The sequence below is a fragment of the Xenorhabdus sp. PB62.4 genome, from assembly GCF_014467285.1.
In the GTDB taxonomy this organism is placed as follows: Bacteria; Pseudomonadota; Gammaproteobacteria; order Enterobacterales; family Enterobacteriaceae; genus Xenorhabdus.
In genome coordinates, this window is record NZ_NKHR01000019.1 from 44,879 (window position 1) to 62,990 (window position 18,112).

21 protein-coding genes are annotated in these 18,112 nt (G+C 46.4%); 16 read left to right on the plus strand and 5 right to left on the minus strand.

What is annotated here, in order from left to right:
- Positions 1–589 precede the first annotated feature (589 nt).
- The 5 genes from Xenpb_RS14780 to cobA form a co-directional block, all read right to left on the minus strand.
- Complete coding sequence (locus tag Xenpb_RS14780) at positions 590–991, minus strand: VOC family protein (protein ID WP_187655026.1); 402 nt, start codon at positions 989–991, stop codon at positions 590–592.
- A gap of 26 nt (positions 992–1,017) precedes the next feature.
- On the minus strand, positions 1,018–1,371 hold the full coding sequence (locus Xenpb_RS14785; protein ID WP_187655027.1) for a tRNA-binding protein: 354 nt from the start codon (positions 1,369–1,371) through the stop codon (positions 1,018–1,020).
- A 76-nt stretch (positions 1,372–1,447) separates the two neighbouring features.
- Positions 1,448–2,308: a GHMP kinase gene (locus tag Xenpb_RS14790; RefSeq protein WP_187655028.1), complete on the minus strand. Its 861-nt coding sequence runs from the start codon at positions 2,306–2,308 to the stop codon at positions 1,448–1,450.
- The gene (gene cobD / locus Xenpb_RS14795) at positions 2,301–3,371 is read right to left on the minus strand and encodes a threonine-phosphate decarboxylase CobD (protein ID WP_187655029.1); all 1,071 of its coding nucleotides are present in this window, start codon (positions 3,369–3,371) and stop codon (positions 2,301–2,303) included. The genes Xenpb_RS14790 and cobD overlap by 8 nt, the downstream gene beginning before the upstream one ends.
- Positions 3,368–4,171, minus strand: coding sequence for a uroporphyrinogen-III C-methyltransferase (gene cobA, locus Xenpb_RS14800; RefSeq protein WP_187655030.1), 804 nt, complete (start codon positions 4,169–4,171; stop codon positions 3,368–3,370). Before cobA ends, cobD begins: the two co-directional genes overlap by 4 nt.
- Positions 4,172–5,047: 876 nt before the next feature.
- On the opposite strand from cobA, the gene Xenpb_RS14805 reads away from it, so the two are divergent.
- From Xenpb_RS14805 to Xenpb_RS14880, 16 genes are all read left to right on the plus strand, one after another.
- Positions 5,048–6,439: a cobyrinate a,c-diamide synthase gene (locus Xenpb_RS14805; protein WP_187655031.1), complete on the plus strand. Its 1,392-nt coding sequence runs from the start codon at positions 5,048–5,050 to the stop codon at positions 6,437–6,439.
- Entirely contained in the window at positions 6,436–7,395 is a 960-nt protein-coding gene (cbiB, locus tag Xenpb_RS14810) for an adenosylcobinamide-phosphate synthase CbiB (RefSeq protein ID WP_187655032.1), read from the plus strand. Before Xenpb_RS14805 ends, cbiB begins: the two co-directional genes overlap by 4 nt.
- A gap of 12 nt (positions 7,396–7,407) precedes the next feature.
- On the plus strand, positions 7,408–8,049 hold the full coding sequence (locus Xenpb_RS14815) for a cobalt-precorrin-8 methylmutase (RefSeq protein WP_187655033.1): 642 nt from the start codon (positions 7,408–7,410) through the stop codon (positions 8,047–8,049).
- Complete coding sequence (gene cbiD / locus Xenpb_RS14820; protein ID WP_255523151.1) at positions 8,042–9,235, plus strand: cobalt-precorrin-5B (C(1))-methyltransferase CbiD; 1,194 nt, start codon at positions 8,042–8,044, stop codon at positions 9,233–9,235. Before Xenpb_RS14815 ends, cbiD begins: the two co-directional genes overlap by 8 nt.
- Positions 9,232–9,885, plus strand: coding sequence for a cobalt-precorrin-7 (C(5))-methyltransferase (locus tag Xenpb_RS14825; RefSeq protein WP_187655034.1), 654 nt, complete (start codon positions 9,232–9,234; stop codon positions 9,883–9,885). The genes cbiD and Xenpb_RS14825 overlap by 4 nt, the downstream gene beginning before the upstream one ends.
- A complete protein-coding gene (locus Xenpb_RS14830; protein ID WP_187655035.1) occupies positions 9,875–10,474 on the plus strand; it encodes a decarboxylating cobalt-precorrin-6B (C(15))-methyltransferase in 600 nt (199 codons plus the stop codon). Before Xenpb_RS14825 ends, Xenpb_RS14830 begins: the two co-directional genes overlap by 11 nt.
- Positions 10,467–11,255 carry a cobalt-precorrin-4 methyltransferase gene (locus Xenpb_RS14835; RefSeq protein WP_187655036.1) on the plus strand — a complete coding sequence of 263 codons (789 nt, stop codon included), beginning with the start codon at positions 10,467–10,469 and terminating at the stop codon, positions 11,253–11,255. Before Xenpb_RS14830 ends, Xenpb_RS14835 begins: the two co-directional genes overlap by 8 nt.
- Positions 11,236–12,336, plus strand: a complete 1,101-nt coding sequence (gene cbiG, locus Xenpb_RS14840; protein WP_187655037.1) for a cobalt-precorrin 5A hydrolase — start codon at positions 11,236–11,238, stop codon at positions 12,334–12,336. Before Xenpb_RS14835 ends, cbiG begins: the two co-directional genes overlap by 20 nt.
- The gene (locus tag Xenpb_RS14845) at positions 12,330–13,055 is read left to right on the plus strand and encodes a precorrin-3B C(17)-methyltransferase (RefSeq protein ID WP_187655038.1); all 726 of its coding nucleotides are present in this window, start codon (positions 12,330–12,332) and stop codon (positions 13,053–13,055) included. Before cbiG ends, Xenpb_RS14845 begins: the two co-directional genes overlap by 7 nt.
- Entirely contained in the window at positions 13,052–13,852 is an 801-nt protein-coding gene (locus Xenpb_RS14850) for a cobalt-precorrin-6A reductase (protein WP_187655039.1), read from the plus strand. The genes Xenpb_RS14845 and Xenpb_RS14850 overlap by 4 nt, the downstream gene beginning before the upstream one ends.
- 22 nt (positions 13,853–13,874) lie before the next feature.
- Complete coding sequence (locus Xenpb_RS14855; protein WP_187655040.1) at positions 13,875–14,663, plus strand: sirohydrochlorin cobaltochelatase; 789 nt, start codon at positions 13,875–13,877, stop codon at positions 14,661–14,663.
- The gene (locus Xenpb_RS14860; protein WP_187655041.1) at positions 14,663–15,469 is read left to right on the plus strand and encodes a cobalt-factor II C(20)-methyltransferase; all 807 of its coding nucleotides are present in this window, start codon (positions 14,663–14,665) and stop codon (positions 15,467–15,469) included. Before Xenpb_RS14855 ends, Xenpb_RS14860 begins: the two co-directional genes overlap by 1 nt.
- Before the next feature lie 3 nt (positions 15,470–15,472).
- A complete protein-coding gene (cbiM, locus tag Xenpb_RS14865; protein ID WP_187655042.1) occupies positions 15,473–16,216 on the plus strand; it encodes a cobalt ECF transporter S component CbiM in 744 nt (247 codons plus the stop codon).
- A gap of 12 nt (positions 16,217–16,228) precedes the next feature.
- A complete protein-coding gene (locus Xenpb_RS14870) occupies positions 16,229–16,516 on the plus strand; it encodes an energy-coupling factor ABC transporter substrate-binding protein (protein ID WP_187655043.1) in 288 nt (95 codons plus the stop codon).
- A complete protein-coding gene (locus Xenpb_RS14875; protein WP_187655044.1) occupies positions 16,513–17,190 on the plus strand; it encodes an energy-coupling factor ABC transporter transmembrane protein in 678 nt (225 codons plus the stop codon). The genes Xenpb_RS14870 and Xenpb_RS14875 overlap by 4 nt, the downstream gene beginning before the upstream one ends.
- Before the next feature lie 105 nt (positions 17,191–17,295).
- Entirely contained in the window at positions 17,296–18,096 is an 801-nt protein-coding gene (locus Xenpb_RS14880; RefSeq protein WP_187655045.1) for an ATP-binding cassette domain-containing protein, read from the plus strand.
- Positions 18,097–18,112: the final 16 nt, after the last annotated feature.

Here is an 18,112-nt window from a genome sequence, read left to right on the forward strand (position 1 = left end):
AGTTGTTGCAATGTAATTCGTTCAGGCTCAGAAAGTGTTATCTTCGATTTCATAAGAACAGGTGGAAAATCGGGTTATCGGGTTATTGATTATAACAGTAATGCAGATAATTTATCTTATTAACTTACTGCCATTTATGTTGATTGTGATCATAAAATAATATCCTGTTTAAATTTAAAGTTTGTTAAATATAAGTTTCATTCTGGTTGTTACTGTTTGAATGATTTATATTTTCTGTTTTATACTTTTGGCTATTAGTTGTTATCTAATAATATATTTTGATAAAAGATATATTATTACAGTTAAATAACTATTTAATTGCTAGGTGAATTGGGTTTGGATTTATTTCAATGGGTATTCTAAGCATTTTGGCAAGATAATATAAAATATATAAAATGATAGTTGGACTCAAAAATAAGATCACTTATTGGAACAATAATTTTGGTGATAGGATTTATTTAGTCGTTATTAGAAAATATGAATTTTAATATTTACCTATAATAATAGTTGACTGTTGGAATAAGCCATCAATATAATTAGCCCAAAATAAATTGGGCTTTAGAATATACTGGTATAACGTAGTTATTTTTTATTTAACCGTATTTTGATACAAATCCCAGCGATTACCATAAATATCCTCAAAAACAACAACCATACCATACTCTTCTTGACGAGGTTCTTCACAAAAATGGACGCCATTTTCTTTCATTTTATGATAATCGCGCCAAAAATCGTCAGTTTGCAGAAATAGGAATACTCTGCCACCGCATTGATTACCAATAAACGTTTCTTGTCTTTCGTTAGAGGCTCTTGCCAGCAATAAATTACAATCGCTTTCAGGATTTGGTGTAACAACCACCCATCTTTTACCTGGTTGTGGGGTATCTTCCACCAACGTAAATCCTAATTTATTGGTGTAATAGTCAATAGCTCTATCGTAATCATCGACAACAATGGCAACGTAACCCATACATCTTTTTTGTGTTCTCATAGTCTTCCTATAGTTACTGATAAAAATTACAGCATCCGTGTTCCTAAGTTCACATCTCTTTCTGGTTGGATCAGGATTGTTCCTTGATTGTCACAAACGGCAGCTAAAATCAAAACTTCAGATTTAAATCCGGCTACGCGTCTTGGTGGGAAGTTCACCACTGCCAATATTTGTTTACCGATTAACTGTTCTTCTGTGTAATTTTGGCATATCTGGGCAGAGCTTTGCTTTTCACCGATATCACTACCAAAATCGATATAAAGTTTATAGGCGGGTTTGATGGCTTTTTCGTTTTTTTCTGCTTTGGTGATTTTACCTACGCGGATATCGAGTGACATAAAAGCATCAATCGTAGCAGGTTCGGGATTTACATGTTTCATAGGGTTTAATTCATTGTTTAAATTATATTATTTAGCATAAGGGAAATATGAAAGGATGACTAGGATAAAGTCATTACTATCGAACACCACCCGCAATCATTTTAACAAAATGGATTTCAGGGTAATGATCAGTCACCTTTTTTTGATGCAGCCACCAGCATAGGTAATCAGCATCATGATAATGTGAATTGAATAACAGACCAATTACACTACCGCTGTGGGCGACGTTCAGCCCGTAAATACCTGTGTGCTCGACTAAATGCCGTAATTGTTCAAAACAGGGTTTAGGCAGCATTGATTGTCTGGCGAGAGCACTTAATGTACAGGCTTCCCCAAGGCGGTAATGATCATGTTGCTGATTTGCAATGCGGAATTGTTGCCATGCCTGTTGGAGTAATGAAGCAGTATCCTGCAACTGTCGGCGATGATCTTGTTGATGGAACGCTTCCGTCAAAATGGTTTGCTGGTTTTCCAACAGCAAAATATCGACATCGGGTTGCCAGTTGAAGGGAAGTTGAGTCTGGGCAGTAATATGATCGAACAGAGTTAATTGCTTGAATATTGTGCTATCGGTCGGTTCCAGTTTAACGCACAATTGCGCGAGTTCCGTGTCGTTAAGTGACTTCCCTAATAACCGGGCGGTGGCTTGTGCTGTTGCGGCGATGTCTGCTGTGCTGCTGGCCATGCCTTTGGCAATCGGGATTGTCGATTGATATTCAATGCGCAGGTTAGAAGTCAGTTCGGGGGATTCTTGCCAGTAATTCAGCAGTAAATTGACCATTTGTCGCATACGTGGCCGTTCGTGCGCGATGGGGATGCCTTCACTGACGGAAACATAACTGAACCAATTGATTGGGCAGGAAATGAGCTTTTCTCCTCCCAATAACCATCCTTGTAGAAGTTCTCCACAGGATGCGGGGCAGTAAGCCTCAGCCACGTAAAACCTGCTGCATGGCGGCGATCAGGCGTTGATTTTCCCATTCGCTGCGTATGGCTACGCGATAATAACGATCGTCTAATCCCACATAATTTTGGCAATGGCGGATGAGTATCCTTTGTTTAAGCAAGGCATGCCATAAATGAAGGTTGGGTTTATTACAGCGGAAGAACAGGAAATTAGCGGATGGCGGCCAGACGGTCAGTTCAGGAAAGGCTGAAAGATGTCTCCATAAATAATGTTGTTGTGATTTCAGCCATTGATGTGTGGCTGTCATATAAGCATGCTCATCAAACAGAATCTCACCCACCAGAGCGGCAAGAGCGTTGATCGACCACGGTTCACGTCGCTTTTTCATTTCTGCGATCCCCGTTATATCCCCACTAATCAAATAACCTAACCGTAACCCGGGAATCGCGAAAAATTTTGTCAGTGAACGCAAGATATAAAGATGTTGAGCTGCTGCAACTTGAGGAGTTAACCCCCGGTTATCAGGCAGAAAATCAATGAAAGCTTCATCAATAATCAGGGCAATCTTATGTTTTTCACAATATTCCACCAGCGATTGCATAAACTGGCTGTCGGGCATTAAACCGGTAGGATTATTGGGGGTGGTTATAAAAACACAATCAGGATGGGTATTGGATAGCGTATCTAATAGGCGTAGATCAGGTTGAAACCCGGCGCTTTCTGTTAATGGATAGTCGATGATCTCTGCCCCGATTTGCTGCAAAGCGCGCCGATATTCCGCGAACCCGGGAATAAGAAGCAGGGCGCGTTTAGGGTTGAGGTAACGAACAACGGCGTAGATCAGCTCTGTTGCACCATTACCCGCTATCACCGAAGCATAAGCGCATTGATGGGCTTTTGCGATAGCCTGATGTAAATGGCGATATTCCACATCAGGGTAGGTTTCAATACAAGCAAGGTGATTTTTAATCAGCTCCTTAACCCGTTCGGGAGCGCCCAGTGGATTGATATTAGCGCTAAAATCAATCAATTCATTGACCGGTAGACCAAATTGCTCAGCAATTTCTATCACATTGCCGCCATGTTCACTCATGGCATTGTGCCATCAGTGGCGCTTTTCAGCTTGGAAGAGATTTCACTGAATGTGAGCGAAGCCGGGGTAAACGAGAGCATTGTACTCAAATTAACCACCTCACCGATCACAATCAGCGCTGGTGCATGTAAATTTTTCTCTTCCACTTTTGCCGCCAAGGTTTTCAGTGTACCTATGGCTCTATCTTGTTTGGGGTGGCTAGCATACATAATCACTGCCGCCGGCGTTGCAGGAGGTTTGCCATGCAATATTAATTGTTGGCAGATTTCCGCCAGACGCGTCATTCCCATCAGAATAATCAGCGTCCCTTCCAATTGCGCGAGTACTTTCCAGTTTTGTTGTTCGTTGCCCTGAGCTGTATGGCCGGTCACAACATGGAAACCGGATGCGTAATCGCGGTGAGTAACGGGAATGCCTGCATAGGCAAGCCCGCCAATTGAGGAACTGATACCCGGAACGATTTCAAATTGGATGCCATGTTGAGCCAATACTTCGGCTTCTTCCCCTCCACGACCAAAGACATAGGGATCTCCACCTTTCAGGCGAACAACCTGCTTTCCTGCCAGAGCATGTTTGACCAGAATCTGATTAATGGCTTCTTGTGGGATGGGATGGTAATCATGCTCTTTCCCTACGTTGATGATTTCGCAATGTTCTGGCACTTGTGCAATCAGTTCAGGATTGACGAGACGATCATGAACAATAACATCAGCAGATTGAATACAATGCAGTCCTTTGACCGTAATTAAGCCAGCATCACCGGGACCTGCACCAACTAACCATACATTGCCTTTATTCATTGAATTATCTCCACAAAGTTAAAATATAAATAACTAAAAAGTCACCAATATATATCATCGTATAGAATATTATATGAGAGGTTGTTTTTCATAAAAACGGGTTTATTATTCTTGGTGTTATTTCACTTCGTTTATAATGATGTTTTTTGTTGTTATAAGCCTGCTCACATCCAATCTAATTTGTCGATAATTATTACGTTAATGTGAATAAGATGAAATTGATTTATGTCAATGTTCGTCATTTTAAATATGAATTATTTTCAGGGTGAATTTTGTTATCTGGTGAAAATGTTTTTTTATCTTAATGTAAGATTATTATATTAATGATCTCCATTTTTGTTGTTTCAGGTTTATATTTAATAAATCAAGTTAATTCAGGGTGTTGGTGTGGTTTGTGTGTGATGTTAAATTGTTTTTTATATTAATTTTTATTTCTTTCTGAATAAAAATACTTTTCATGTTGCAATGATTATGAACAAGATCACAAAAGTAATAAAGGATGTTTTTTTAAAAATAAAAACTGTGTATTTTGAAAATTGATCTATCGCCATTATTTATTTTAACCAAGAATAAAATTGTAATAATAATGTTAATTCTGGCTTTTCTCTATTGATATAAAGGCATTGGACTGATGTCGCCTAATTGGAGGGAATTAATTACCCCTATCGAGAATAAAATGTCTTTTGTTTGATATATATCAATGAATGAGAATAACTCATTCAGAATGAACATAAATTTAAACATAAATATATAGTTTTGATGATTTCAGGAAAATATTTTTGGGTAAGTGGTTATTAGGTAAATAGTTATAGGTAAATGGTTATAAGTAAATGTTTAGGGGCAAAAGTTTTGGGATAACTGTTTTGAGGAAAGCAGATGCAACAAAAATATGCTTTTGTCATTGCCGGTACTGGCAGCGGATGTGGCAAAACGACAGTCGCGTTGGGCATCATGCGGGCATTAATGAACCGTCAACTGCGGATACAACCGTTCAAAGTTGGGCCTGATTATCTGGATGGTGGTTGGCATTATGCGGTAACGGGTATTGTTTCCCGTAACCTTGATGCTTTTATGCTGCCTGTTCCCATACTTAATAACCTGTTTAACCAAGCGATGCGCGATAAGGATGTTGCCGTTATTGAAGGGGTGATGGGGCTATATGATGGCTATGGCACTGATCCTGACTATTGCAGTAGCTCTGCGATGGCAAAACAGCTTGGGTGTCCGGTGATTTTATTAGTGGATGGTAAAGCGGTTTCCACTTCTATTGCGGCCACCGTCATGGGTTTTCAGCAATTTGATCCTGCTGTCAAGATTGCGGGTGTGCTGATAAATCGCGTAAATCGCGAGAGTCATTTTCAGTTGTTGAAACAGGTGATTGAGCATTATTGCGGTATTCCCGTCTTGGGGCACATCCCTGTTATGCCGGATATTACACTTCCTTCCCGCCATCTTGGGTTGATCTCTGCGCAAGGGCGAGACAGCCAATATGATGAATGCTGGTCACATCTGGCCGGGCAAATCGAAGCCTCAGTGGATTTGGCGCAGTTGCTGGCGTTAACTCAATTATCCGCCTTACCAGAAGGAAATACCGATTCCCTTGTTGATCCGGCGATGGGGCAAGGTTTGACGATGGCTCTGGCAGAAGATGAGGCATTTCATTTCTATTATCCCGATAACCTGTGGTTACTGGAAAAAGCGGGTGTCACCATCACGCGTTTTAGCCCCCTGCATGATCATCAATTACCTGAGTGCCAGATGATTTATCTGGGCGGGGGATACCCTGAAATTTACGCACAGGCACTGGCTGCCAACCATACCATGTATGCCGCATTACGGCAGGCGCATCAAAAGGGTATTCCCATTTATGCGGAATGCGGTGGCTTGATGTATCTCGGCGAAGCCCTGACTGATGTGGACGGCGTGCGGCATAACATGGTGGGGCTGATTGCGGGTGAAAGCCAGATGAGAGAGAGCTTGCAACGTTTTGGCTACTGTGAAGCGACTGCAATGTACGATACACCCCTAATCGCAAAAGGGGAAACGCTGCGCGGGCATGAGTTTCATTACTCGGATTTTGTCACTACTCAACCCCCTGTTTTTCAGTGTGTTAAATGGCGTGATGGTTTACGACAGGAAGGAATACAAAAAAGTTGGTTGGGGGGATATCAGAGTGGCAATACGTTGGCGGGATATCTGCATATCCATTTCGCCCAGTGCCCCGGTTTGCTTCATCGCTGGCTGATGTTGGCACGGAGGCGGTTATGACACTCTTCTTGTGGTTTGCCGCTTTTATCCTGGATATGAAATTAGGAGATCCTCCTCACTGGCCCCATCCCGTGCGTTGGATGGGGCTACTTATCAATCAGACTGAGCGATTTATTCGCCGGGTAAGCCAAACCGAAACCGATTTGAAATGGGGCGGAGTGCTGTTATGGCTGGTGGTTGTGGGGAGTGCCTGGCTGGTGAGTTATTGGGCATTGCAACTGGCTTATGGCGTGGGGTTTTGGCTAGGGTGTCTGGTTGAGATTTGGATGATTTATACCGTGTTGGCGGGACGTGGTCTGGGCGATGCGGCAAAGGCGGTTTATCAGGCGTTGCAACGGGGGGATTTGGATGCCAGTCGAAAACAGCTCGCCAACATCGTCGGGCGGGAAACATCTCAACTGCAAGCGCCACAAATCAGCCGTGCAGCCATTGAAACCGTAGCAGAAAACAGCGTGGATGGTGTAATTGCGCCGTTGTTCTTTTTAATGCTCGGCGGCGCTCCGCTTGCTATGGCCTATAAGGCGATGAACACCCTTGATTCAATGGTGGGTTATAAAACGCCTCGCTATCGTGCGTTGGGAATGTTTTCGGCACGTATGGACGATGTGGCGAATTGGCTGCCTGCCCGTTTGGGCTGGCTTCTACTGGCATTGGCTGCGAAATGGCAAGGGTTGGATTTCCGGCAGGCATTGCATATCGGTTGGCGCGATCGTTATCAACACAGTAGCCCCAATAGCGGCTGGCCGGAAGCCACCGTCGCAGGGGCATTGGGTATCCGTCTTGGTGGACCGAATGTTTATTTTAACCAGCGCGTAGAAAAACCGTGGATTGGTGATGCAAAGCGTGAAGTCACACCTGACGATATCCCGCAGTCTGTACAGATGATGATAGTCGCATCAGTGATGGCACTCCTGTTATTTGCGCTGCTGCATAGCCTGTTCAGTGTGATGATATAAGGAGGGAGTAGCATGAACGATTATATTCAACAGCCTCAACAGATTGAACAGAATAGCTTCGAGATAATCACTCGCCTTATCGATGAATTACGTCCAGATTATCACTTTGCGGATGCGGATCAGGAAGCGGTGATCAAACGGGTTATTCACACCACCGCCGATTTTGATTGGCTCGATATTCTCCATTTTTCTCCTGATGTTTTGTCCCTGATCCGTGGCGGGATTGCACGCGGCTGTACGTTATATACCGATACCACAATGGCCCTGTCAGGGATCAACAAAACGCGTCTGGCTCAGTATGGCTGTGAATGCCGTTGTTATGTCAGCGATCCCGGAGTCATTCAAATAGCAAAAGCCCGGCAAATCACGCGTTCAATGGCGGCAGTTGATCTTGCCCTGCAAGAGCCAGGGGAGAAGATTTTTGTCTTTGGCAATGCACCGACCGCGCTATTTCGCCTGATGGAGCATCAGTCAGCCCTGATTGCCGTGGTCGGTGTACCTGTTGGTTTTGTTGGTGCGGAAGAATCCAAAAATGCCCTGATTAACAGTGGACTGAGCTGCATAGCGGCAAGAGGGCGTAAAGGGGGGAGCAATATCGCCGCTGCCATTATTAATGCCATCCTTTATCGGATGCCGGAGGTGACGCATGGGTGAAATCCGTGATAGCCGGGCAGAAGGTGTTGGCGTGAATGGATTTGCAATAAATAACCCCGGAACAGTTTGGCATAGGGGGAAACAGTACCGCAAAGGTTATACCACCGGATCTTGTGCAACGGCCGCTGCCCGGGTGGCGGCGTTGATGATCCTGCGTCAGCAGGTTATTCATCAGGTTTCGATTGTCACACCTTCTGGTGTCACTTTGGCTTTGAATGTCGAGCAACCTTTGATCGAAGGTCAGCAGGCGATTGCCGCTATCCGCAAAGATGGTGGCGATGATGTGGATGCGACTCATGGCATGTTGATTTTCGCCCGTGTTGCGCTGAATGACAGTGGTGTGATTACGCTGGATGGCGGTGAAGGTATTGGGCGGATAACGCGCGTAGGGGTTGGTTTGCCTGTTGGTTGGGCCGCTATCAACAAAACGCCACGGCATACCATTGAAGAGGCGGTTCGGGAGGTGATTGGCCCGCATCGTGGGGCGGATATTGTGATTTTCGCACCAGAAGGCGAAGAGCGGGCGAAGAAAACGTATAACGATAGATTGGGGATCAAGGGCGGAATTTCTATTATCGGCACAACGGGCATTGTGACACCGATGTCCGAAGAGAGTTGGAAGCGTTCATTAGCGCTTGAATTGGAAGCCAAACGTGCCAATGGACTGGATCGCATTATTTTTGTGCCGGGAAATCACGGTGAGCGTTTTGTCAGCCAGCAATTGGGCATTGATACTAACTGTGTCGTCACGATGAGTAATTTTGTCGGCTACATGCTGCAAGAAGCAGTACGTTTGGAATTTCGTCATGTGGTGCTGGTGGGGCATGTTGGCAAGTTGGTGAAAATCGCCGCCGGTATTTTCCACACCCATAGCCACATTGCTGATGGTCGTATGGAGACGCTGATTGCCAATCTGGCCTTGATGGGAGCACCTCTCGAACTGATTCAGGCGGTGGATCAATGTGATACCACCGAAGCTGCCATTGAGTTGATTGCCGAACAGGGTTGGCAGGACGTCTTTTCACAAATTGCCCGAAAAATCTGCGGGCGTATCGGGCAGATGCTGCGTTTCGCCAGCAACAAACCACAGTGTGATGCCATTCTTTTCTCTTTTGATAACCAAGTATTGGGCTGCAATCGGCCTGTGAGTGAAATCGTCGAAGATTTTGTGGAGGGCTTACGATGATCACTGTTGTCGGCATTGGCCCCGGCGCGGCGGCAAACCAAACTTTGGCAGCCTTGGAGGCAATCAAACAGGCGGAAGTGCTGGTCGGCGGCAAGCGTCACCTTGCTGAATTCCCCTCTTTCAGCGGTGAAACCCGCCGCTTGAATGCCGATATGGATGGATTGATGCGCTGGCTTGAGCAGAACCAACATCGGCACATTGTTGTATTGGCTTCGGGCGATCCCCTCTTTTATGGCATTGGCAAGCGGATCACCGAACATTTTGTTGGGTTACATGCGGATGGGCAAATAGATAAACAAATGGATGAACAAAACGTCCGCATCATTTCTGGTATCAGTTCGGTTCAATATTTGTGCGCCCGTATGTTGCTGGACATGAATGACATTTATCTCACCAGCAGCCACGGACGAAAACCGGATTTTGACTGGCTGCTCCGACACGAAAAAATTGCGATGGTGACGGATGAGGTGACTGGCCCTTACCAAATCGCGCAAGAAATTCTGGTACGCGGGCAGCAGCGTTGCATGGTGATTGGTGAAAATCTATCACAAGAAGATGAGCAGATTGTTTGTTTAAACGCGGAGCAGGTCGCACAACGTGGCGACATTAATTATGACTTGAATGTGGTGGTGATCCTGAATGAAAGATGAACTGTTTTTGCGCGGTCATCGCATCCCCATGACCAAAGAAGCGATTAGGGCATTGGCATTAGAACGACTGGAACTGAAAAAAGCCAGACGTTTTATCGATGTCGGTGCCGGTACAGGCAGTGTCAGCATTGAAGCGGCGTTGCGTTATCCCACGCTGGATATCCTCGCGATTGAACGCAAGGAAGAAGCGTTGGCGTTGATTGCTGAGAATATCCGCCATTTTGGCTGTCACACGGTTCGCATTCAGTCAGGTGTTGCCCCTGTACCATTGGAAGACAGCGCAGATGCCATTTTTATTGGCGGAACCGGTGGGCATTTGATTGAGATGATCGATTGGGCGTTGGCACACCTGAATCAAGGTGGACGTTTGGTGATGACTTTTATTCTGCTGGAAAACTTCACGCAGGCATTGTTGCACCTGCAAGCCTGTCAGGTGGCATCACTTGATGGCCGTGAAATTCAAGTGGGAGAACTGACAGCATTGGGGCAAGGGCACTATTTCAAGCCTAATAACCCGACCTATTTGATCTCCTGCCAGAAAGATGCAGCCCAAGAGACAACTTGGCAAAAGGAGCCGGATCATGTCTGAACCTATTGATAAAACTGATTTTGATACTGAAAAAGTCTGGTTTGTCGGGGCAGGGCCAGGGGACAAAAGCTTGATAACCCTGAAAGGCTATCAACTGTTGCAACAGGCTGAGGTCGTCATTTATGCCGGTTCGTTGATTAACCGGGAACTGCTGGAATATTGCCGTAAAGATGCTGAATGCCATGACAGTGCGGTGCTGACATTACCGGAAATCACTGCCTTGATGGTGAATGGCGTACAAGCGGGCAAATTGGTGGTTCGTCTGCAAACCGGAGACTTATCGCTGTTTGGTTCTATCCGGGAACAGGCCGAAGAGCTGGCAAATCAGGGAGTTGGATTTGTCTCTGTACCGGGAGTGAGTTCATTTCTCGGAGCCGCCGCACAACTGGGTGTGGAGTATACCGTTCCCGAAGTCGCGCAAAGTTTGATTATCACCCGCATAGAAGGCCGGACACCCATGCCGCCACGGGAAACGCTGGAAGCTTTTGCCGCTCACCAAACTTCAATGGCGATTTTTCTTTCAGTGCAGGACATTGCGGGAGTGGTTGCCCGATTGATTCAGGGCGGTTATGCACAAGAGACGCCGGTTGCCGTGGTTTATAAAGCAACATGGCCGGATTGCCAGATTGTGCGTGGCACTTTGCTCACCATTGCTGAGCAGGTACGCAGCGCTGGCATTCGTAAAACGGCGTTGATCTTAGTCGGTGCTTTTCTTGGGGAAGAGTACCATTACTCGAAATTATATGACGCGGGGTTCAGCCATGAATACCGTCGCGCTTGATCAAGCGATTCCTGAAAACGTTATATCTCAAAATGCCATTGCCCTGTTTTGTTTGACCGCAGGCGGTATGGCGCTAGCTCGTCGTTTGCAATCCCATTTGGCAATGGATTGCTTTACTTCTCCTGAATGGGTGGAAACAGGATTCACGGCATTTGACGGTACTTTTGCCAATACGGTACGCAAGGCGTTCATTCAATATGGCGCTTTGATCATGATTGGGGCAACGGGAATTGCCATTCGGGTTATCGCCCCTTTTCTTAAGGACAAAATGACTGATCCGGCCGTGGTGGTATTGGATGAAAAAGGGCAATTCGCTATCAGTTTATTGTCAGGGCATATGGGGGGTGCAAATGATTTGGCCCGGCAGGTGGCGGATATTCTTGATGGTCAGGCGGTGATCACCACTGCGACGGATGTTAACCAAATCGCTGCGCTGGATGTATTGGCGCAACAGATTGACGGGAAGATGGAAAATTTTCGCGCCAACGTTAAAACCATCAATCAAATGCTGGTCAATGGTAAGCGTGTGGGGATTTGGTGGCATCCGGCCTTAAACAGCGAACAAGGCTGTTACGATACACGCGGATTTATTCCTGTTACCGATTTAAATCGGCTACCTAAGTTAGATGCGTTGGTTTATGTCAGTTATGGCAGCGCAAAGCTGGCGCTGCCAATCCCGACATTTAAATTGGTTCCTCGCCGTATTGTTGCGGGAATAGGTTGCCGGCGTGGTGTTGAAGCCAGCCGGATAACACAGTTGCTGGAATATCATCTGGCAGGACATGATGTTGATCCACTGGCATTAAAAGCCATCGGCAGTGTGGAATTAAAACAAGCAGAACCCGCATTAATTCAATTGGCAGAAGAGCGCCAGATCCCGTTTCAGATCTTCTCTGTTAATCAGCTCGCCCAATGTGAACAGGAACAGGCATTTCCGTCCTCTGAATTTGTTCGCAAAACCGTGGGCACAGGCAGTGTCTCCCAACCTGTGGCCTGGCTGATGAGCCAAGGGCATCTGGTTGGCCATACCTTGCGTGAGCAGGGTGTCACCATCACATTAGGAGTACAGCATCCATGTTAACCGTTATTGGCATTGGCCCGGGCAGTGAAGCCATGATGACGCAGGAAGCGGTTGCTGCATTGAAAGCTGCTGACATCGTGGTGGGTTACAAAACCTATACCCATTTGGTGAAACCGTTGGTGGGCGATAAAGAGATCATCAAAACCGGCATGTGCAAAGAGATTGAACGTTGCCAGACGGCAATCGAACTGGCAGAACAGGGCAAAAATGTGGCAGTGGTTTGTAGCGGTGATGCGGGTATTTATGGCATGGCGGGGGTGATTCTGGAATTGGTCAGCCAGCAAAAACGCAACGTAGAAGTTAGGCTGGTTGCGGGCGTTACCGCAAGTACGGCCTGTGCGGCCTTGCTTGGCGCACCGTTGATGAATGATTTTTGTCATATCAGCCTGAGTGATCTGCTCACACCGTGGGAGGTGATTGAAAAACGGGTACAGGCTGCGGCAGAAGCGGATTTTGTCGTCTGTTTCTACAACCCACGCAGCCGGGGACGGGAAGCGCATTTGGCACGGGCATTTGATTTGATGGCCCCGTGGAAATCGGCTGAAACGCCCGTCGGTGTGGTAAAAGCGGCGGGACGCAAGCATGAGGAAAAATGGCTGACGACGTTTGGTGCTATGGATTTTTCCCGTGTGGACATGCGCAGTCTGGTGATTGTGGGTAACCAGTCAACTTACATCCGCGATGGGCTGATGATCACTCCCAGAGGGTACAAACTATGAAACCGCCGCTGATTCACATTTTTGGCGGCACGAGTGATGCCCGCCAGATTTGCGTGATGATGGATACTGCCGGCATAGATTATGGCCTGTCGGTGGCTACGCCAACGGGAGCACAACAGGCAATAGGGATCCGGGGTGAAATTGTCATCGGCCGGATGGAATCCGAAGGCATGGTTGAATATCTGCAAAAGCGGGGTACGAGAGTGGTGATTGATGCTTCTCATCCTTATGCTGAACAGTTGAGCCACAACATTGTGAATGCCTGTCAAACGCTTGGGCTTCCTCTCATTCGTTATATTCGCCCTAGCGATATTGACGCCGTTAAACATCCTCTTATTTATAAAGTAGCCAACGTTGAACAGGCGTGTGAAGTGGCGGCCAGCCTGGGCTCACGGATTTTGCTGACCACTGGCAGCAAGCAATTAGCTGATTATGTGTCCCGCCTGAAAGGAAAAACGGTGTTGGCCCGTGTGTTGCCGACAGCGGAAGTTTTGGCAATGTGCGAATCCTGTGGTTTGTCAGTGGATCAGATTTTTGCCCTGAAAGGCCCGTTCAGTGCTGATTTTAACCGGGCATTTTACCAATTTTGTCAGGCGGAAGTTGTGATCACCAAAGAATCAGGTGAACAGGGCGGTTTCAAAGAAAAAGTTGAACCGTGCCTTTCTCTTGGTTTGCCCTGCATCGTGATTTGCCGACCGGATCACTCATTTTCAGGAGACGGCGTAACAGGAGAAGGTATAAAGCAGGCCCATGGGATGGAAGAGATGGCGCAGTTTTTGGCGGATTTTTCAAGATAGGTAACCAATAAGGGAGAGCAAAATGAAGAAAGCATTATTGGTGATAAGTTTTGGAACCAGTTATCCAGAAACGCTAAAAAACAATATCGAAGCCTGTGAGCAGCAACTGGCGTCAGTTTTCCCGGACAGGGAATTATTTCGGGCGTTTACTTCCGGCATGATCATCCGCAAATTGCGTCAGCGTGACGGCGTTCATATTGATACGCCCCATGATGCGCTGACCAGATTACACCATGCCGGCTATAACGATATCGCTGTTCAATGCCTGCATATCATTAATGGCGATGAGTATGAAAAGGTCCTTCATGAGGTAGAGAAATTCCGCCCCCGTTTTAAACGGTTAGTGCTAGGTGCTCCGCTGCTCACCCGTTTTGACGATTATGTGCAATTGATGCGGGCATTGAGCCACCAGCTTCCGCGATTGGCGGGTAACGAATGTGTCGTTTTTATGGGGCACGGCACGACGCATCATGCCTTTTCTGCTTATGCCTGTCTGGATCATCTGATGAACCATTACCACTTTCCGGCACGCGTCGGCGCAATAGAAAGCTATCCCGAACTTCCCCTGATCATAAAAGGATTAAAAGAACAGGGGATCTGCAAAGTTTATCTGATGCCACTGATGCTGGTGGCAGGGGATCATGCCATCAATGATATGGCTTCAAATGAAGAAGATTCCTGGAAATCTCAGTTGGAAAAAGTAGGGATTACCGCCGTCCCTTGGTTGCAGGGATTGGGTGAAAACCCAATGATTCGGCAGATGTTTGTGGATCACCTTACCTGCGCACTTAATGATGAGGAGAAAGCCTGATGAGTGGAAAAATCGAGGCTGGAAAACTGTATGTCATGGGCGTTGGGCCGGGAGCCAGTGATCTGATTACCGTGCGGGCGGCGCGTATTCTCTCTGAACTTGATGTGATTTATACCCCGACGGGTAAAAAAGGTATTCAAAGCCTCGCCCACTCTATTGTTGAAGAATACCTCTCACCCGTAACCGAAGTATGTACTTACCATTTTTTAATGAAAGGTGAGAGGGCAGCAAAAGAAGCGGTATGGAATGAAGTGGCGCAAGCCTTAAAAGAAGAGGTTGCCAGCGGCAGGAAAGTCGGTTTTATCACCTTGGGTGATCCCATGCTGTTCAGTACGTGGGTATTTCTTTTAGAACGAATGACTGCTTTAGGGCAAATGACTGCTTTAGGACAAATAGCTGCGGAACAGATGAAAAATCCGCCTTGGCTGGAAATTGTACCGGGGATTACTTCATTCTCAGCCATTGCTGCGGCTGGTGTCATGCCATTGGCAATGGAAAATCAGACACTGGCTGTTATCTCCTGCATGGCGCCTGAAACCGTTCTGGAACAGGCGTTACTTAACCATGATTGTATTGTCCTGATGAAAGTCTATTCGCGTTTCGCGCTGATACATGAACTGTTGCGTCGGCACAACTTACTGGAACATGCGTTGATGATGGCAGATGCCACTTTACCGACGGAACAGTGCTGGCGTGATCTTGCGGCACGGTCTCCTGATGTCTCCCCCAACGCGGCAGACCGTGAACAGGCTTTATCATATTTCTCAACGATTTTGATTAATAAAAACTGGCAATTATCGAGGTGAATTATGCAACAGCAACTAACGAAGTTTTCGTTATCTGGTGCGGCTATCGCACTGTTTTTAGCATTGTCTTTGACGTTTGCGCCACAAGAAGCCTTTGCTATGCATGTGATGGAGGGATTTTTGCCACCGATGTGGGCGTTGGCATGGTGGTTGGCTTTTTTGCCTTGTTTGGCAGCAGGATTAGTCAGGTTACGCCAAATTGTGCAGGAAGACAGTAATCAGAAGGTTTTGTTGGCACTGTGTGGGGCATTTATTTTCGTTCTTTCGGCATTGAAAATTCCTTCTGTCACCGGCAGTTGCTCCCATCCGACAGGTGTTGCCTTAGCCGTGATTTTGTTTGGTCCCTCCGTTGTGGCGGTACTTGGCGCAATTGTCCTGCTGTTTCAGGCATTATTGCTCGCACATGGCGGTATCACGACTTTAGGCGCCAATGGGATGTCAATGGCCGTAATCGGCCCATTGGTAGGTTATCTGGTATGGCGGTTTTCCTGCAAAATGGGAATGCGCAAAGATGTCAGTGTCTTCTTGTGTGCCTTTGTGGCCGATATTGTCACTTATACCGTGACTTCTGTTCAGTTAGGTGTTGCTTTCCCCGATCCGCAACTGGGTATGGCTGCCGCAACCCTCAAATTTATGGGTATTTTCTGCATAACCCAACTACCTATCGCGGTGGCTGAAGGATTACTGACGGTATTGATTTACGACCAGCTCGTTAAAAGACAATTAATTCAGGTTCGTAGTGCTTAAGGAGTGTTGAAGATGAAAAAGACATTGATATTACTGTCCCTCGTTGTGGCACTGTGCATCATTCCATTTTTCATTGACCACGGTGGGGAATTTGGTGGGGCAGATGGTCAGGCAGAAGCACAAATCATGGAAATTGCGCCGGATTATACTCCGTGGTTTGAATCCTTGTATAAACCTGCCAGTGGAGAAATAGAAAGCCTGCTGTTCACCTTGCAGGGATGTCTGGGTACTGCCGTGATTTTCTACATTCTTGGTTATTATCGCCGTACCCGAAAAGATCATGAGTCGAAAAGATCATGATCGGAATCGATAAACTCAGTTATCAGAGCCGTTGGCGTGGCAAAGATCCCAGGGCGAAATTCGCCCTGTACCTCTTATTTATGGCAGCGGCAATGGTGCTTTCTCCAGTATGGCAAGCTGCATTGGTTGTCGGACTTGCCATGTTTAGCTGCTATCTGTTACGAATTAGCTTACTGCGTTACCTGAAATGGTTGTTGCTCCCTGTGGGGTTTTTGGGGCTTGGCCTGATTGCCATCGTATTATCAGCAAGCCCACAGCCGGACAGCCTGCTGTGGGGATTTCAAATCGGACGATATTGGTACGGCCTTGACCCACAAGGAGTAGTGATGGCTAATCAAGCTCTCTGGCGTAGTCTGGCGGCGCTATCGGCAACGTTCTGGTTCATGATGAACATGCCATTTGAACAGATGATCAAACTGCTCAAGTTTTGTCGTGTTCCTCACTTGTTGATTGAACAAATCCTGCTGACGTGGCGTTTTATCTTTATCTTTTTGGAAGAAGCGGTGGCAATCCATCATGCACAGTCATTACGGTTTGGTTATTCATCCTTAAAAACCGGATACCGTTCGCTGGCGATGCTGATCAGTATGTTGTTTTCACGGGTGATGAGCCGTTACCAGCAAATGAGTGTCGCATTGGAACTCAAGTTGTATCAGGGCGATTTTCATTTATGAGATGTCGGTTGAATGTGGATAGGGAAAGAATGAACAGGGAAGAAATGGTTAGAAAAGAAATGGATAGAAGAGGAATAGATAGTAAAGACAGAGGAGGCGGGCAATATGTTAGAAACACGGGCATTGTATTTCGGTTATCAGGATGAACCTATCTTAAAAGATTTGACCCTTGATTTCAGCCGTCATCAAGTTACCGGGATTATTGGCGCGAATGGTTGTGGTAAATCGACGTTATTGATGAACCTTTCCGGAATTTTGCGTCCACAGCAAGGGGCGGTCTGGTGGAATAATGCGCCATTAGATTATAGCAAAAAAGGCTTGATGACGTTGCGACAGCATGTTGTTACCGTATTTCAAGATCCCGATCAGCAGATTTTTTATACTGATATTGAAAATGATCTGGCTTTCAGTTTACGTAATCTGGGGGTTGATGAAACAGAAATCCAGCGCAGGATCGAACAGGCGCTGACCTTGGTGGATGCCCATACTTTCCGTAACAAACCCATTCAATATTTGAGTTTCGGACAGAAAAAACGTGTCGCTATTGCGGGGGCATTGGTGATGGAGTTTGATTATTTGTTATTGGATGAGCCCACCGCAGGGCTGGATCCCGCAGGTCGCCGGCAAATGTTGGAAATCATCGACATGATTGCCGACAAAGGGAAGCGGATCATCATTTCCAGCCATGATATCGATTTGATCTATCAAATCTGTGATGGTTTGTATGTACTGGCGGATGGTGAAATGATCAGTGCCGGTAAACCGGAAAGTGTGCTGCGGCAAAAAACACAACTTGAACAGGCTGGATTAACACAGCCGTGGTTAGTGAAACTCCATTGCGAAGCCGGCTTACCTTTGTGTAAGAGTGAGCAGGAACTTTTTGCGGTTTTGCGTGAAGCCAATTAAATAAGGGAGAACAGAC

Bases quoted from the DNA above. Each gene is read 5' to 3' on its own strand.
- Xenpb_RS14780 (WP_187655026.1), bottom strand. From the start codon at position 991: ATGAGAACACAAAAAAGATGTATGGGTTACGTTGCCATTGTTGTCGAT.
- Xenpb_RS14785 (WP_187655027.1), bottom strand. From the start codon at position 1,371: ATGAAACATGTAAATCCCGAACCTGCTACGATTGATGCTTTTATGTCA.
- cobD (WP_187655029.1), bottom strand. From the start codon at position 3,371: ATGAGTGAACATGGCGGCAATGTGATAGAAATTGCTGAGCAATTTGGT.
- cobA (WP_187655030.1), bottom strand. From the start codon at position 4,171: ATGAATAAAGGCAATGTATGGTTAGTTGGTGCAGGTCCCGGTGATGCT.
- Xenpb_RS14805 (WP_187655031.1), top strand. From the start codon at position 5,048: ATGCAACAAAAATATGCTTTTGTCATTGCCGGTACTGGCAGCGGATGT.
- cbiB (WP_187655032.1), top strand. From the start codon at position 6,436: ATGACACTCTTCTTGTGGTTTGCCGCTTTTATCCTGGATATGAAATTA.
- Xenpb_RS14815 (WP_187655033.1), top strand. From the start codon at position 7,408: ATGAACGATTATATTCAACAGCCTCAACAGATTGAACAGAATAGCTTC.
- cbiD (WP_255523151.1), top strand. From the start codon at position 8,042: ATGGGTGAAATCCGTGATAGCCGGGCAGAAGGTGTTGGCGTGAATGGA.
- Xenpb_RS14825 (WP_187655034.1), top strand. From the start codon at position 9,232: ATGATCACTGTTGTCGGCATTGGCCCCGGCGCGGCGGCAAACCAAACT.
- Xenpb_RS14830 (WP_187655035.1), top strand. From the start codon at position 9,875: ATGAAAGATGAACTGTTTTTGCGCGGTCATCGCATCCCCATGACCAAA.
- Xenpb_RS14835 (WP_187655036.1), top strand. From the start codon at position 10,467: ATGTCTGAACCTATTGATAAAACTGATTTTGATACTGAAAAAGTCTGG.
- cbiG (WP_187655037.1), top strand. From the start codon at position 11,236: ATGAATACCGTCGCGCTTGATCAAGCGATTCCTGAAAACGTTATATCT.
- Xenpb_RS14845 (WP_187655038.1), top strand. From the start codon at position 12,330: ATGTTAACCGTTATTGGCATTGGCCCGGGCAGTGAAGCCATGATGACG.
- Xenpb_RS14850 (WP_187655039.1), top strand. From the start codon at position 13,052: ATGAAACCGCCGCTGATTCACATTTTTGGCGGCACGAGTGATGCCCGC.
- Xenpb_RS14855 (WP_187655040.1), top strand. From the start codon at position 13,875: ATGAAGAAAGCATTATTGGTGATAAGTTTTGGAACCAGTTATCCAGAA.
- Xenpb_RS14860 (WP_187655041.1), top strand. From the start codon at position 14,663: ATGAGTGGAAAAATCGAGGCTGGAAAACTGTATGTCATGGGCGTTGGG.
- cbiM (WP_187655042.1), top strand. From the start codon at position 15,473: ATGCAACAGCAACTAACGAAGTTTTCGTTATCTGGTGCGGCTATCGCA.
- Xenpb_RS14870 (WP_187655043.1), top strand. From the start codon at position 16,229: ATGAAAAAGACATTGATATTACTGTCCCTCGTTGTGGCACTGTGCATC.
- Xenpb_RS14875 (WP_187655044.1), top strand. From the start codon at position 16,513: ATGATCGGAATCGATAAACTCAGTTATCAGAGCCGTTGGCGTGGCAAA.
- Xenpb_RS14880 (WP_187655045.1), top strand. From the start codon at position 17,296: ATGTTAGAAACACGGGCATTGTATTTCGGTTATCAGGATGAACCTATC.